The sequence below is a fragment of the Streptomyces sp. NPDC051105 genome, assembly GCF_040682795.1.
Lineage (GTDB): Bacteria > Actinomycetota > Actinomycetes > Streptomycetales > Streptomycetaceae > Streptomyces.
The window spans coordinates 80,927-96,034 of the sequence record NZ_JBFBBR010000010.1; the positions used below are offsets into that span (position 1 = coordinate 80,927).

10 protein-coding genes, 1 tRNA gene and 1 pseudogene are annotated in these 15,108 nt (G+C 73.0%); 6 read left to right on the plus strand and 6 right to left on the minus strand.

Going from position 1 to position 15,108, the window contains the following annotated elements; all coding sequences use genetic code 11:
* Nucleotides 1-65: 65 nt before the first annotated feature.
* Both AB0N16_RS24810 and AB0N16_RS24815 read left to right on the plus strand, forming a co-directional pair.
* Nucleotides 66-548 (plus strand): hypothetical protein, encoded by a 483-nt coding sequence (locus tag AB0N16_RS24810; RefSeq protein ID WP_365800162.1) that lies wholly within the window; start codon nt 66-68, stop codon nt 546-548.
* A gap of 172 nt (nt 549-720) precedes the next feature.
* Entirely contained in the window at nt 721-1,236 is a 516-nt protein-coding gene (locus AB0N16_RS24815; protein ID WP_365800164.1) for a DUF4232 domain-containing protein, read from the plus strand.
* A 274-nt stretch (nt 1,237-1,510) separates the two neighbouring features.
* Here AB0N16_RS24815 and AB0N16_RS24820 read toward each other — a convergent pair whose 3' ends face one another.
* The gene (locus tag AB0N16_RS24820) at nt 1,511-2,641 is read right to left on the minus strand and encodes a DUF2786 domain-containing protein (protein WP_365800166.1); all 1,131 of its coding nucleotides are present in this window, start codon (nt 2,639-2,641) and stop codon (nt 1,511-1,513) included.
* Nucleotides 2,642-2,785: 144 nt separating this feature from the next.
* Between AB0N16_RS24820 and AB0N16_RS24825 the strand changes: the two genes are divergently transcribed.
* A complete protein-coding gene (locus AB0N16_RS24825) occupies nt 2,786-3,601 on the plus strand; it encodes a Clp protease N-terminal domain-containing protein (RefSeq protein WP_365800168.1) in 816 nt (271 codons plus the stop codon).
* 83 nt (nt 3,602-3,684) lie between these two features.
* Nucleotides 3,685-5,373, plus strand: coding sequence for a bifunctional 3'-5' exonuclease/DNA polymerase (locus AB0N16_RS24830; RefSeq protein WP_365800170.1), 1,689 nt, complete (start codon nt 3,685-3,687; stop codon nt 5,371-5,373).
* Here AB0N16_RS24830 and AB0N16_RS24835 read toward each other — a convergent pair.
* Nucleotides 5,374-8,594, minus strand: a pseudogene (locus AB0N16_RS24835) (BTAD domain-containing putative transcriptional regulator). It abuts the gene before it with no gap.
* A gap of 410 nt (nt 8,595-9,004) precedes the next feature.
* Nucleotides 9,005-9,898, minus strand: a complete 894-nt coding sequence (locus AB0N16_RS24840; RefSeq protein WP_365800172.1) for a glycosyltransferase — start codon at nt 9,896-9,898, stop codon at nt 9,005-9,007.
* A 294-nt stretch (nt 9,899-10,192) separates the two neighbouring features.
* Between AB0N16_RS24840 and AB0N16_RS24845 the strand changes: the two genes are divergently transcribed.
* Together AB0N16_RS24845 and AB0N16_RS24850 are read left to right on the plus strand one after the other, a co-directional pair.
* Complete coding sequence (locus AB0N16_RS24845) at nt 10,193-10,357, plus strand: hypothetical protein (RefSeq protein ID WP_365800174.1); 165 nt, start codon at nt 10,193-10,195, stop codon at nt 10,355-10,357.
* Between the two features lie 217 nt (nt 10,358-10,574).
* A complete protein-coding gene (locus tag AB0N16_RS24850) occupies nt 10,575-11,534 on the plus strand; it encodes a D-2-hydroxyacid dehydrogenase family protein (protein ID WP_365800176.1) in 960 nt (319 codons plus the stop codon).
* 204 nt (nt 11,535-11,738) lie between these two features.
* Here the strand turns inward: AB0N16_RS24850 and AB0N16_RS24855 are convergent.
* The 3 genes from AB0N16_RS24855 to AB0N16_RS24865 all read right to left on the minus strand — a co-directional run bounded on the left by AB0N16_RS24855 (nt 11,739) and on the right by AB0N16_RS24865 (nt 14,856).
* Nucleotides 11,739-11,812: transfer RNA gene (locus tag AB0N16_RS24855), tRNA-Thr, on the minus strand.
* A 107-nt stretch (nt 11,813-11,919) separates the two neighbouring features.
* Nucleotides 11,920-13,545 (minus strand): alpha/beta hydrolase, encoded by a 1,626-nt coding sequence (locus AB0N16_RS24860; RefSeq protein WP_365800178.1) that lies wholly within the window; start codon nt 13,543-13,545, stop codon nt 11,920-11,922.
* A 105-nt stretch (nt 13,546-13,650) separates the two neighbouring features.
* Nucleotides 13,651-14,856, minus strand: a complete 1,206-nt coding sequence (locus tag AB0N16_RS24865; protein WP_365800180.1) for a DNA polymerase III subunit delta' — start codon at nt 14,854-14,856, stop codon at nt 13,651-13,653.
* Between the last annotated feature and the right edge of the window lie 252 nt (nt 14,857-15,108).

Here is a 15,108-nt window from a genome sequence, read left to right on the forward strand (position 1 = left end):
CGGCTTCCGCCGGGGCATCGGCTGCGGCGCGTGGCGCATCGGCCGCGCGGCCAGCCGTGCGGGTCGTGGCCGCCGCGGCGGCGGCGCTGGTGGGCGCGCTTGCGCTGGCCGCGTGCAGTGGCGGCGGTGACTCAGGCAGTTCCGGCGGCTCCGGCGACTCCTCGGCCACCTCGTCGGGCACATCCGCGGCCTCGACCGCCACGTCCGGATCGGACGGCGCCACGGCCTCGTCCGACGCGCTGCAGGGCAGTTGGATCACCACGAGCGGTGGCAAGATCGTCGCCCTTGTGATCACTGGCAAGCAGGCCGGACTCTTCGAGACCGGCGGGTCCGTGTGCAGCGGAACCGCCGGCGAGGAGGCCGGGATGCGGATGATCCACCTCAGCTGCACGGGCGGCAGCAAGGACCGCGTCACCGGAATGGTCGACTCGGTCAGCAAGAGCGGCATGAAGGTCACCTGGTCCGGAAAATCCGGCGAGGAGACCTACACCAAGGCGGAGGGCGGCAAGCTGCCGTCCGGACTGCCGACGGCAAGCCTCGGGCAGTAGGGCAATAGGGGGCAATCAGGGCGCAATCGGCGTCTGAGGCGTACTTTCTCCGGTCCGCGCCGACCGGCGAAAGCACGGCGCGAAGCGATCGAGGGCGGGGGCGGGCGCGCGGGACCCCGGCAGGGGCGTGATGATGCTGGGACACCGCCACGACCTCGATGGGGATCTGCTCATGCGCGCCATTCCGCTCACCGTCACAGCCCTCGCCGCCGCCCTCGCCCTGACCGCCTGCGACGACGGCAACGCCGGCACCAGTGGCAAGAACAGCTCGGCCTGCGAGGTCGGCAAGGTCTCCGTCCAGGTCGGCTCCGCGAGTGTCGCGCCGGCCGCGGGGGACACCGGCGAGGTGCCGGTGAGCATCACCAACCAGAGCGCGCCGTGCACGCTGGACGGCTTTGCCGGCGTCACGTTGAAGGCAGGCGGTACCTCGGCGACGGTGGCCACCCTGCCGGGCGCGAAGTCCGAGAAGCTCAAGCTCGCCAAGGGCGACTCCGCGACGTTCTCGATCAGCTATGTGCGCGGCAAGGACGGCGACAAGGCGAGCCTCGCGGCCACGTCGGTGGCGGTGTCCCTGCCCGGGAGCGACGCGACGGAGAGCTTCCCCTGGAAGTACGGGCCGGTGGCGGGCAAGGGCACCGCGGACAAGCCGAACGCGACGGTGGGGGCGTTCCAGCAGGCGGGGGACTGATTCCGGACGGCCGCACCGGGTCGGACCGGGTGGGGTCGGGTGGGGTCGGGTGGGGTTGTCCCGCGCCGCCGGATCGGGCCGGACCGGACTGGTTCGGACCGCTCCGGACCGGATCGGACCGCACCGGACCGCGCCGGACCGAACCGGACCGCGCCGGATCGCGCCGGATCGCGCCGGTGTGGACGAGAGTGGACCGGACCCCGTGTTGAGACGAACCGGTCGGGCCCGATCGCGTGTTGAGCCGGGCCGGCCCGGACCGGGTCGCGCGTTGGGCCTAGGGCAGTCGGGAGCGTGAGTGGACCTGGGCCCGGTCCGCCGCTCTCGTGCCCTCCGTCCAGCCCGCCTCGTCGGTCACCCCGCGCAGGCGGGTCGTGGTGGTCTCCGGGAACATCCGCTCCATGCGGTCGGTCACGGCCATCTCCCTGCCGGCCAGGACCGGCAGCAGGTCCTGAGGCGACTCGGTCTCGTTGACGGCCGCCCGCGCGGCGGCCGCCAGCCGGTCACCGACCCGGTGGGCGTACGCCGCGAGGAAGGACTGCCGGAAGGTCTTCGTCCGCTTCCGGCCGCCCGCCCGCTGCACCGCCTCCGCCTTCGTCATCGCGTGCGTGGCCTGCACCAGCAGTGAGGTGTAGAGCAGCTCGACCGCCTCCAGGTCCGCCTCGAAGCCGACGACCGTCGAGAAGGCCAGCGGCTCGTTCCACACCGCCCGGCAGTGGTTGGCGGTGGCGACCGCGTCCAGCAGCACCGCCTTGGCCTGCTCGTACGGCGGCTCGACCCCGAGCCGGCATGCTCCGGGCGCGTCCGGCGCGGGCGCCCCCGCCGCGAGCAGCGCCTCGTCGACGCTGTGCCGGGCCATCAGCTCCTGCGCCTTGGCGCTGAGCGCCTCCGCCTCCTCCGGGAAGCCGGTCGCCTCGGCCTTGGCGAGCAGCGCGCGGATCCGGGTGAGCATGCGGGACTCCGGCCGGTGCGGGTCCGCACGGGGCCCGGACTCGTCGAGGGGCTCCAGGGCGGGCAGCCGCAGCAGCAGCCGGTACAGCTCCAGCACGGCAGTGGCGTGCGAGAAACGGTCGCCCACGCGTGCGTGGCCGTCCGGCAGCGCGTCCAGCTGCGCCTGCCAGCGGGGGCCGCGCCGCCGGTCGTCCGGCGCCTGCGCCCGGATCAGCCCGGCGGCCAGCCGCACGTGCGGGTCGTCCAACTCGCGCCGCACCAGCCGTACGACGTCGGCGGGCTGCCAGCCGCGCCGCCAGGCCGCCGCGACGAACTCCCGGCCCCGGCGCGCGAGTTCCGCGTCCGCGGCGGAATCGGCCGCGAGGAGGGACGCGCCCGCGTCGAGGCCGGAGTCGGTGCCGTCGTACAGGGCCGTCTGGAAGGCTCGGTCGATGGTGGTGGGCTGGCTGCTGGTCACACGTCGATCGTGCCACGCGCCACCGACAGAGGTCGGCGGCCGTCCACAGCCTGTGGACAACTCTCCGCCCCCCCGACACAAGGGGCAGGAGTGCACTGTCAACCAAGGGTTGACGCCTCACGGGTGTCAACCTATGGTTGACACATGGCGACCAACCCGAACACCACGGCATCCGTACGCCTCGACGACCTCATCGCGGCGATCAAGACGGTTCACCCCGAACCCCTCGACCAGCTCCAGGACGCGGTGATCGCCGCCGACCACCTGGGCGACGTGGCCGACCACCTGATCGGCCACTTCGTCGACCAGGCCCGGCGCTCGGGCGCGTCCTGGACCGAGATCGGCAAGAGCATGGGTGTGACCCGGCAGGCGGCCCAGAAGCGCTTCGTGCCCAAGGAGTCGGCCGACCTCGACCCCAACCAGGGCTTCAGCCGCTACACCCCGCGCGCGAAGAACGTGGTCATGGCGGCCCACAACGAGGCAATCGCGGCACGCAACCCCGAGGGCCGCCCCGAGCACCTGGTCCTCGGCCTCCTCTCCGAGCCGGACGGCATCGCGGCGAAGGCGATCATCGCGCAGAGCGTCCTGCTGGACTCCGTGCGCCAGGCGGCGACGGCCGCGCTTCCGCCGGCCGCCGAGAACGTCCCCGACCTCATCCCCTACGGCCCCGAGGCCAAGAAGGCCCTCGAACTCACCTTCCGCGAGGCCCTGCGCCTCGGCCACAACTACATCGGGACCGAACACCTGCTGCTGGCCCTCCTGGAACACGAGAACGGCGAGGGCGTCCTCAGCGGACTCGGCATCACCAAGCCGGCCACCGAGGAGTACATCGCGAAGGTGCTGGGCCTGTGGATGGAACAGCGGAACGCGGTGGCGGAGGCAGCGGACGCGACGGACGAGCAGAAGGAGACGGGGAAAGGGGAGGAGGAGGCAGAGGGGGAGGCAGAGGGGACCAGCTGAGAAAGGTCGTGGGGGGCGACGGCCACCCGCCACTGAATCCGCAGGTCAGGCCGATTGTCAGTGCCGGGTGCCACACTCGCGGCATGACCGACCGGTGGGCTCTCGCTCCGGCCGAGGACGGTGGCGTGGATCTCGCCCCCCTCGGTCCGGACGGGCTGCCCGCCGGGCCGGTACGGCGGGAGTCCGATCTCGCCGGGGCGGTCAGGGGCCGCCCGGAGGTCACGCGCTGGGTGTGGCGGTCGACCGCCGAGGTCTACCCGCGTCTGCTCGCCACGGGGGTGCGAGTAGAGCGGTGCTACGACATCGAGGACGCCGAGACACTCCTGCTGGGCCACGAGGGACGGTCCGGCGAGCCGCACTCGGCCGCCGCCGCCCTGGCCCGCCTCCGCGGCGGCCCCGTACCGCCCGATCCACCACAGCGCTCGGCCGAACCGGGCGCGCAGTCCCGGCTGTTCGAGCCACAGGGCACCGCCCGCCTGACGCTCGACGAACTCCTCGAGGTCTACGCCGAGCAGCAGCGCCGCCACGACCGGGCCGAACACCCGGACCGGATGCGGCTGCTGACGGCCGCGGAGTCGGCGGGGATGCTGATCGCCGCCGAGATGAACCGCGCGGGCCTGCCCTGGAGCGCCGAGGTCCACCGTGAGGTGCTGCGCGAGCTGCTCGGCGAGCGGTACGCGGGCGGCGGTGAGCCCCGCCGGCTGGCCGAGCTGGCGGACGAGGTGTCGGCCGCGTTCGGCAGGCGGGTGCGCCCGGATCTGCCCGCCGATGTGGTCAAGGCCTTCGCCCAGGCCGGGATCAAGGTGAAGTCCACCCGCCGCTGGGAGCTCTCCGGCATCGACCACCCGGCGGTGAAACCGCTCCTCGAATACAAGAAGCTGTACCGGATCTGGGTGGCGCACGGCTGGACCTGGCTCCAGGACTGGGTGCGCGACGGCCGCTTCCGGCCCGAGTTCCAGGCGGGCGGCACGGTCACCGGACGCTGGGTGACCAACGGCGGGGGCGCGCTGCAGATCCCCAAGGTGATCCGGCGGGCCGCGGTCGCCGACCCCGGCTGGCGGCTGGTGGTCGCCGACGCCGACCAGATGGAGCCGCGGGTGCTGGCGGCGATCTCTCGCGACCCCGGGCTGATGGAGGTCGCGGGGCGGGAGACCGACCTCTACCAGTCCGTCTCCGACCGTGCCTTCTCCGGCGACCGCGGACAGGCCAAGCTCGCCGTCCTGGGCGCGGTCTACGGCCAGACCTCCGGCGACGGCCTGAAGAACCTGGCCGCGCTCAGACGCCGCTTCCCCCGGGCGGTGGCCTACGTCGACGACGCGGCGCGGGCCGGCGAGGAGGGCCGGCTGGTGCGGACCTGGCTGGGCCGGACCTGTCCGCCGGCGGCCGGTGCGGGCGACGGCACGGAGGAGGCGGGCATGCCCCAACAGGAAGCGGAGGAGCCTGCGGCCGACAGCTGGGTACCGGGCTACGCGTCCACCAACTCCCGTGCCAGAGGCCGCTTCGCCCGTAACTTCGTCGTCCAGGGCAGCGCCGCCGACTGGGCTCTGCTGATGCTCGCGGCGCTGCGCCGGACCTGCGCGGACCTGGCAGCCGAGCTGGTCTTCTTCCAGCACGACGAGGTGATCGTGCACTGCCCCGAGGAGGAGACCGGGGCGGTCGTGGCGGCGATCCGGGAAGCGGCCGACCTGGCGGGACGGCTGACGTTCGGGGAGACGCCGGTCCGCTTCCCGTTCACGACGGCGGTGGTGGAGTGCTATGCCGACGCGAAGTGATCAGTCACCGTCCGCCAGCAGCTCGCGCAGCTCCACGAGGACCGTGTGCTCGTCCGTACCGTCCAGGGCGGCCAGGGCCGCGCGCCAGACGTCCTGCGCCTCGTTCGTACGCCCCTGCTCTCGCAGGATGAGACCGAGCTGGTGGCGGGCCAGACCGCCGCTGTAGCGGTCGGCGCGGGCGTCGGCGCGGTGCAGGAGTTCGCCGCACTCGTGGTGGGCGCGGTCGGTGCGGCCGAGCTCGCGCAGGGCACGGACCAGACCGAGCCGGGTCTGCGACTCGCCGTGCCAGTCGCCGTGGCCGCCGAGGATGCGCAGGCTCTCCTCGAAATGCGTGGCGGCGGCCGCCGGTTCACCGAGGGCGAGATGGGCGTAGCCGATGTTGCAGTGCGCAGAATGCTGCACGATGACGGCGCCGATGGCGTCCCCGATTGCCAGTGAGCGCCGGTGCTGCTCGATGGCGGCTCGAGGGTCGGTGTGCTCGTAGAGGTTGCCCAGGTGGCTGTGGGTGACGGCCTCGCCGTAGGGGTCGTTCAGCTGCCGGGAGTACTCCAGGCTCTGCCGCAGCGCCTCGCCGGACTCGTCGTACCGCCCGAGCCCCTCGAGGAGCAGCCCCCGGTTGTTCAGGCAGCGCCGGATCCAGGACACCACGTCCAGCCGCCGCCAGACGGCGAGGGCCTGGTCGGTCAGGGCGAGGGCCTCCCGCTGGCGGCCGGTCAGGAAGCGCAGCCCGGCGAGGTCGCCCAGGGCGTAGGCCTCGGCGGGCTCGTCGCCCAGGCGCCGGGCGGCGGCCAGACCGGCCGTGCCGAGCACCTCCATCTCGGCGACCCGGCCGCTGCGCAGGACATAGGGGAAGAGCAGCCGGACGAGCGTGGAGAGGTGGGCGCTGATCCGCAGGTCGGCGGTGTCGGCGTACCGCTCCACCAGGGCGACGATGTTCTCCAGCTCCAGATCGCCCCAGGCGAAGGCGTGCTCGGCACACTCGAAGGGGGGCAGGGCAGCGGTGTACGGCTGGTGTTCGGCGGGCTGGGCGGCGGTGGGCCGGAGCCGGTCGCCCTGTTCGAGGCCGGGTTCGAGGATGGCGACGAGGGCGAGTTCGGCGACGGCGGCGAACCAGCGCAGGGCGGTGAGAGCGGCCTCGGTGCGGTCGGTCCGGCCGGTCCGGCCGGACCCCTCGGCCAGCTCCCGTGCGAAGTCCCGTACCAGGTCGTGCGGGGTGTAGCGGCCGTAGGCGGTCTCCTCCAGGAGGGCCACGTCGACCAGGCGGTCCAGGGCGGCCTCGGCGCGGCGCGCGTCGGTGCCGGTGAGGCGGGCGATCAGGGGTGCGCCGTAGGTGGGCAGGTCCAGCGCTCCGATGTGGCGCAGGGCGAGGGCGGCGTCGCGGTCGGGTGCCCGGTCGGAGGCGGCGAGGGCGTCATGGGCGACGGCGAGGGAGCGCCGGACGCTCAGGTCGTCGTATTCGAGGTGCTGCAACCTGCTCTGGCGGCGAGTTGATTGGCCAGCACCTCGGGGGTGAGGGCGCGGCGGGCGGCCAGCCGGGCGGCGACCACCCGCAGGGCGAGCGGCAGCCGGCCGGTGAGGCCGACGAGCGGGTGCCCGGCGTCGATCTCCTCCCGCCCGCTGACCGTGCGCAGCAGGGCCGCGCTGTCCTCGCCGGTCAGCGGTCCGAGCGGGAACCGGCGGGCACCGTCGAGCGCGGTGAGCGGCGAACGGCTGGTGACGATCACCGCGCAGCCGGGGCCACCGGGGAGCAGCGGCCGCACCTGGGCGGCGTTCGCGGCGTCGTCGAACAGCAGCAGGGTGCGGGTCGGCGCGAGCAGGGAGCGCAGCAACGCGGCGGCAGCGTCCGGGTGTTCGGGGATGTGCCGGGGGTCGGCGCCTAGATCCCGCAGCAGCGCGGCGAGCGCCTGGGCGGGGGGCAGCGGGGGTACGCCGAGGGTGGCGCCGTGCAGGGTGACGTAGAGCTGGCCGTCAGGGAAACGTTCCCGCAGTTGATGGGCGACCTGCAGCGCGAGCGCGCTCTTGCCTACCCCGGCCATACCGCTGACGACGGCGACGGCCGGGGCGGGCGCCGAGGTGAGGGCACCGCCCAGTTCCTCAAGGACAGTGGTGCGTCCGGTGAAGTAGGCCGGGGGCGGAGGAAGTTGAGCGGGCCGGGGTGCCCGGGAGTCGCCGCGCGTAGAACCGGGGCCGGCGGGCCGCTCCTCATCCCGGTCATACCCCGCACCAGCGTCAGCGCCCTCGTCTGCCGCCTGACGGTCCGCCGACGTACCCGTCAGGGGTGCGGGGAACTGCGTGACCCGCCACGACGCCCCCGCACCCGCCTCACCGCCTTCACCCGCCCCCTCGGGTGGCATGCCCGCGTCCAGCATGTCCTCGCCCGTCACCCGCGGGTCCAGCCCATCCCTGCCGGCCACACCGTCGCCCCGCACGCCCTCGTATGACCCGCCGTCGGTCTCCCCCGCCCCGCCCCTCCCCCGCAGCACCTGCACATGGGCCTCGCGTACCGACGCGCCCGGCTCGACGCCGAGTTCCTCGAGCAGGCGGTTGCGCAGGTCGCGGTGGACGGCGAGGGCCTCGGCCTGGCGGCCGGTGCGGTGGAGGGCGAGCATCAGCTGGCGGTGGTAGGTCTCACGGAGCGGGTGCTCCGCGACCAGCGCCGCCAACTCGGGTACGACACCGCCCAGTCGCGGGCCGCCGATGGCGAGCTCCGCGTCGTAGCGCCACTCCAGCAGAAGCAGTCGGGCCTCCTCCAGGCGCTGCACGAAGGCGTAGCCACCGAAGTCGGCGGGGAGGCCGCAGAGCGGGCTGCCGCGCCAGAGCGCGAGCGCGTCGGCGCAGGCGCGCAGCACCGGCGCCCACTCCCGGCGCCCGTGCGCCGCGCGCGCCCACGCCACCCGCGTGTCGAACACCCCGACGTCCAGTTCACCGTCGTCGACGCGCAGCAGATACCCGGGCGGCACGGCGCGCAGCCGCTCCGGGTCGTCGAGGAGCCGGCGCAGTCGGGTGACGTGGTTGTGCAGCGAGGCCTGCGCGGACACCGGGGGCGCCCCGCCCCACAGCGCGTCCTTGACCGACTCGACGGAGACGACCCGCCCGGCCTCCAGGAGCAGCGCGGCCAGCAGCGCGCGCACCTTGGGGCTGCCGATGGGCCGGACTTCGCCACCGGGGAGATACAGCGCCGGAGGTCCCAGCAGTCCGAACCGCAGCTCGTACCGCCGCATCACTCCGCCCATCGCCTTCCCGTACGGTCATGGCCGACCGCGCCGCACGGCGGGGATGCCCGCCGGTGCCCGGCTCCTGGCGGAATCCGATCCCGTCGAGAACGAATTCCCGCCACCTTCTCCGTGCCGTCCGGGCCGGAATCCACAGGATTTCCGGCCTGTTCCCGAGTCGGGGGATGCCTTCACGCCAACCGGTTGGCGACCTCCGGAGGAACTGCTGGCCATATGTTAGCGATCCGTTGGCGAGCCTTGATGTGATCTTCGCATCGGACCGGGCCCGACGGCGCGCGTGTATACGCGCAACTCGGGGGAGTGTCGCCGCAGGCCTGGATCCGGGGACGCGAGAGGGTCCCGGTCGGCGGAGGTGAACGACCGGGACCCTCGTCCCGTCTCCGGCACGGTCGCCGGACTCAGATGACGGGCGGGCGGCCGAGCCGGGTGAGCCGCCAGACCGTGCGCCAGCGCATGGGCCGACGCTCACCGGCAGGTTCCCGCATCCCCTCCACGAAGCCCCCGAACCAGGCAAGCAGCCCGCCCGTCGAACGGGTGCGCAGGAGGGTGATCAGCGTCCACACGGCCAGGTGGACCGGGATCAGCGGCAGAGGCAGCCGACGGCGGGTCAGCCAGACCCGGTTGCGGGCGGTCACCCGGAAGTAGACGGCGTGCCGGGCCGGCGAGGTCCGGGGGTGCAGGAGGAGCAGCTCGGGCGCGTAGAGGATCTTCCAGCCGGCGTCGGCGGCCCGCCAGGCCAGGTCGGTCTCCTCGTGCGCGAAGAAGAACTCGGCGGGCCAGTCACCGGTCTCCGTGAGCATGGCCATGCTGAGGGCGTGCCCCCCGCCGAGGAAGCCGGTGACGTAACCCCCGCGCATCGGGTCGGCGTTGCCGACGCGTGGCACGTGCCGCCGCTGGGTCTCGCCCTGCTCGTCCGCGATACGGAAGCCGACGATGCCGAGGCGGGGGTCGGCGGCGAACAGATCCCGGACCTGCCGGAGCACCTCGACGTCGACGAGCACCCCGTCGTCGTCCAGTTCGACGACGACGTCCACGTCGCCGTACGCCCGCAGCCGGGCGAGGGCGATGTTGCGGCCGCCGGGGCAGCCGAGGTTCTCCTCGACGTCGACGGTGGTGACCTCGCCGGGCAGGTCGAGGCGGCGGGCGAACTCGGGAAGCCGGCAGCCGTTGCCGACGATCACGATACGGTCGGGGGCGAGGTCCTGCTTGGCGACGGACCTGAGCAGGGCGTCGACTTCGTCGGGCCGGTTCCCCATGGTCACCACGGCAACCGCGAGCCTCGGCTGCACCATGCCCTCACCCCATCCGGCCGACGGCGGTGCCCGCGCCTGACCGAGGGGCACTCACCGTTCACCAGGATGTTGCCTCAGATACCTCAAAGCTCCGGGCATGAGCCCACCTTGTGTCGGCTTTGACAATGATTTGATCGACTATTTTCACCGACCATAAGTTCCCCTCCGCGGTCACCGGTCCCCGCGGTGAGGTGAGCGACGCGCTCGAACTGGGCTGCGCCTTCACGGCCGTACTGCTGCTGCAGCCGCATCTCACCGGCAGGTCCCGCCGGCACGCGGTCGGCGGGACCTCCGGTGAGATGCGGCTGGTCCCGCCGGCACGCGGTCGGCGCGCTGCTCGCCGTACCGGTCGCCGGGACCCAACTCGGCCGCACCTACCAGTTCCGCCACGCGGCCCTCGGCAACCGCCTGGCCCAACGCCTCCCGGAACTCAGGAACTCCGCACCGACCGACCTCTGACCCGAGCCGCCGGAACGGGAACCCCCGCACGGCGGCCTGCGCGCCGCCCCGGACATGATGACGCCGGCCCGGCGGCCGGCCCTCCGCGGCCTACTCAACCTGAGGGCCGACCCGTTCCGCGCTGCCGTGATCGACCAGGGCAGGATCGTGCTGCCGGGCGAACCCGGACCGGGCGCGCGCCCGTGCCCCGACAGCGAGAACACCTGGGAGAACCGACATGCGATTCCGCTGCGCCATACTCGACGACTTCCAGAACGTGGCGAGCACGTACGCCGACTGGTCGACGCTGGGCGACCGGGTGGAGGTCGTCTCCTTCACCGAGCACTTCGCCACCGAGGACGAACTCGCCGCGGCCCTCGCCGACTTCGACTTCGTGGTCACCTTGCGCGAGCGGGTCCCCTTCCCGGCCTCGCTGCTGAGCCGGCTGTCCCGCCTGAAGCTGCTGATCGCCTCCGGTATGCGGAACTCGGTGATCGACTACGCGGCCGCGCAGGCGGCCGGTGTCACGGTGTGCGGCACCCAGAGCTCCTCGACACCGCCGCTCGAGCTCACCTGGGCCCTGCTGCTCGGCCTCGCCCGCGGCATCGTCCAGGAGAACAACGCCCTGCGCGACGGCGGCCCCTGGCAGTCCACCGTCGGCGCCGACCTGGACGACCGGGCACTCGGCCTGCTCGGGCTGGGCAAGATCGGCAGCCGGGTGGCCCAGGTCGGGCTGGCCTTCGGCATGAAGGTCACTGCCTGGAGCCAGAACCTCACCGAGGAACGCGCGGACGAGGTCGGCGTCGGACTCGCCTCCTCCAAGGAGGAGTTGCTGGCGAACAGCGACTTCGTCTCCGTCCACCTCGCGCTGGGCGACCGGACCCGGGGCCTGATCGGCGCCCCCGAGCTCGCCCTGCTCAAGCCCACCGCCTATCTGATCAACACCTCGCGGGCCGCGATCGTCGACCAGGACGCCCTGCTCGCCGCGCTGCACGAGGGCCGTATCGCCGGAGCCGGCGTCGACGTCTTCGACGTGGAACCCCTGCCCGACGACCACCCGATGCGCACCGCGCCGCGACTGCTCGCCACCCCGCATCTCGGCTATGTGTCCCACGCCAACTACGAGCGGTACTACGGCCAGGCCGTGGAGGACATCCAGGCCTACCTCGACGGCACCCCGATCCGGGTCCTCGGCTGACGACCGTCGTGCCCCGGCGGCCGTGCCGCCTGGCAGCAGCACCTCCACGCACACCCCGAGGGACGCCGGTCGCGTCTCTCGAAGGACGCGATCCGCCGCATGGGGACCCCGTCATGCCCCGCCCGGCCCGCACCGAGCGCCGCCACCGAGTCCACCGAACGAAAAAACCCAGCTCAGACACTGTCTGAGCTGGGTTTCCAGTAGAGCCGCCTTCGGGATTCGAACCCGAGACCTACGCATTACGAGTGCGTTGCTCTGGCCATCTGAGCTAAGGCGGCGCGTCGCCCGCACTATGGTGCGATCGGCGACGTCGGTAAGTCTACACAGTTTCCGAGGGTGCTCGGGACACGCCCCGGCAGCGGGGCCCCCGGGGCGTGGGCAGGGCCTATGAGCAGCGCTTTCCCTTCGCCGGAGGGGTGCCCTTGAGGAGGTAGGTGTCGATCGCCGAGTCGATGCAGGCGCTGCCCCGGCCGTATGCGGTGTGGCCGTCGCCGACATAGGTGAGGAGCCGGGCCGAGGTGAGCTGGCGGGCCAGGGACTGGGCCCAGGGGTACGGCGTCGCCGGGTCCCGGGTGGTGCCGACCACGACGATCGGCGCGGCGCCCTTCGCCTCGATGCGATGCGGCTCCCCCGTGGCCCGCACCGGCCAGTACGTGCAGTTCAGCGAGGCCCACGCCAGGTTGGCCCCGAACACCGGCGACGCCTTCTCGAACTCGGGGAGCGCCTTCTCGACCTGCTCGGGGCCGGTGAAGGCGGGCGGCAGGTCCAGGCAGTTCACCGCGGCGTTGGCGAACATGAGGTTCGCGTAACGGCCGTCGGGATCGCGCTCGTAGTAGCTGTCGGAGAGGGCGAGCAGGCCCGCGCCGTCGTTCTCCTTCATCGCCGCGCGCAGCGCGTCACGCAGCTGTTCCCACTCCGCCTGGTCGTACATCGCCGCGATCACACCGGTCGTGGCGAGGGACTCGGTGAGCCCGCGGCCGTCCGCGTCACCGGTCGGGATCGGGTGCGCGTCGAGCTTCCGGAAGAACGTGCTGAGGTTGTCCGCGATCTGCGTCGGCGTGCTGCCCTTCGCGCCCAGCGGGCAGTCGGTGCGCTTCGCGCAGTCCTTCGCGAAGGACTGGAACGCCGTCTCGAACCCCGCCGTCTGCTCCAGGTTCATCTGGCGCGCGGACAGAGAGGGGTCCATCGCACCGTCCAGGACCATCCGCCCGACCCGCTCCGGGAACAGCCCCGCGTAGGTCGCGCCGAGGAAGGTGCCGTAGGAGGCCCCCACGTAGTTCAGCTTCGGGTCGCCGAGCACCGCCCGCAGGATGTCCAAGTCGCGCGCCGAGTCGGCGGTGGAGACATGGCGCAGCAGTGCCGCCGAGTGTGTCCCGCACGCCTCCGCGAACTTCTTGTACTCCCCGACCAGTTCGGCCGTCTCCTGCCGGTCGTCGGGCGTCACGTCGACCTCGGTGTACGTGTCCATCTGCGGTCCGTCGAGGCACTCGACGGGCTCGCTGCGGGCGACTCCACGCGGGTCCATCGCCACCATGTCGTAGCGTGCCCGCACCTGCGAGGGGTAGCCGATACCGGCGTACTGCTGGAGGTAGTCCACCGCCGAGCCGCCCGGTCCGCCCGGGTTGACCAGCAGCGAACCGAGCGGCTTCGCCTTGCCGGTCGCCTTCTTCCGGGCGACCGCCAGCCGCACGTCACCCGCGCCGGGCTCGGCGTAGTCGAGCGGGGCCTTCATCGTCGCGCACTGGAAGCCGGGAACGCCGCAGCTGCGCCAGCTGAGCTTCTGGTCGTAGTACGGCGCCAGCGCGGACGGGGTCGAGCGGGGCAGCGCGGCCAGCTGGGCGGTGCCGGCCGAGGCCGAGGCCGACGCGCTTTCCGGGGAGGAGCACGCGGAGACGAGCAGGGCGGCGGCCGCCAGCAGAGCCGCCGCGGTCAGGGCGCTGGTGCGAGTCCGGGTACGCGTCTGGGAATGGCTACGGATCCGGGTACGGCGGAGGGTTCGCCTGGTGTGCATCAATCGAGCGTAACGCTGAGAGATGATCTACGTGCGGTGCGTGTTGACCATGGCTCGTACGGGTGACCCCGGTCAACGGCGTGAACGCCGCCCCCGGTACGAGGCTCAGCCCGCTCTGAGTGCCATCGTCATCGCTTCCACCGCCAGCAGCGGCGCCACATTGCGGTCGAGGGCGTCCCGGCAGGCGGCGATCGCCTCGATCCGGCGGAGGGTGGCCTCGGGCGAGCCGGCGCGGGCCAGCCGCTCCAGGGCGTCCTCGGCGTCCGCGTTGGCGATCGCGACTCTGGAGCCCAGCTGGAGGGCGAGGACGTCGCGGTAGAAGCCGGTGAGGTCGGTGAGGGCGACGTCGAGGCTGTCCCGCTGGGTCCTGGTACGACGGCGCTTCTGCATGTCCTCCAGGTCCTTCATCACGCCCGCCGTGCCGCGCGGCAGCCGTCCGCCCTGGGCGGCGCCGAGCGCCGCCTTCAGCTCCTCGGTCTCCTTGCCGTCCACCTCCTCGGCGAGCTGCTTGGCGTCCTCGGCCGCCGCGTCCACCAGCTCCTGGGCGGCCTTCAGGCACGCGCCGATCTCGTCCAGCCGCAGCGGCAGCTTCAGCACGGCGGCACGGCGCTCACGGGCGGCCGGGTCGGTGGCCAGCCGGCGGGCCCGGTCGACATGCCCCTGGGTGGCGCGGGCGACCGCCGCGGCCACCTGGGGTTCGATGCCCTCGCGCCGTACGAGCATGTCGGCGACCGCCGCCACCGAGGGGGTGCTGAGGTTCAGGTGACGGCAGCGGGACCGGATCGTCGGCAGCACGTCCTCGATCGACGGCGCGCAGAGCAGCCAGACCGTGCGAGGGGCCGGCTCCTCGACGGCCTTGAGGACGGCGTTGGCCGACTTCTCGTTCAGCCGCTCGGCGTCCTCGACGAGGATGATCTGCCAGCGGCCGGTCGCCGGGGACGTGTAGGACTTGCGGACCGTGTCGCGCATGTCCTTGACCAGGATCTCGGAGCCGACGGCGGCGACCGCGGCGACGTCCGCGTGGGTGCCGATCAGGGCGGTGTGGCAGCCGTCGCAGAAGCCGCAGCCGGGGACTCCGCCGAGGGCGCGGTCGGGGCTCACGCACTGGAGGGCGGCGGCGAAGGCCCGCGCCGTCTGGTTCCGGCCGGCACCGGGCGGGCCGGTGAACAGCCACGCGTGCGTCATCTTCGACGTCTCCGGCAGCGGCTGGTCGGCCGCGGCCGCGGTGACCAGGGCGTCGGCATCCCGGGCGGCGGCGGTGAGCACCTCGCTCACCCGCTCCTGCCCGACGAGGTCGTCCCATACGGTCATGGGTCACGCCGCCCTTTCGTCCCTCACACGTCCTGGTCTCTGAGCCCTGATCCCGAGTCCACCGGTTCCATGGCCCGGACTCCATTGTGCGGGCGCCCACTGACAACGGGTTCCGCACCGACGGGTTCCGCACCTACGGGCCCCGCGCGACAGGCACCGCGCCGGCGACCGGGTCTGGCACACCGACGGCCGCCGCACCGACGGCAACGGGGGTGGCAGGGGCCGGCATCCCGACCCGCACCACCCCCGTAC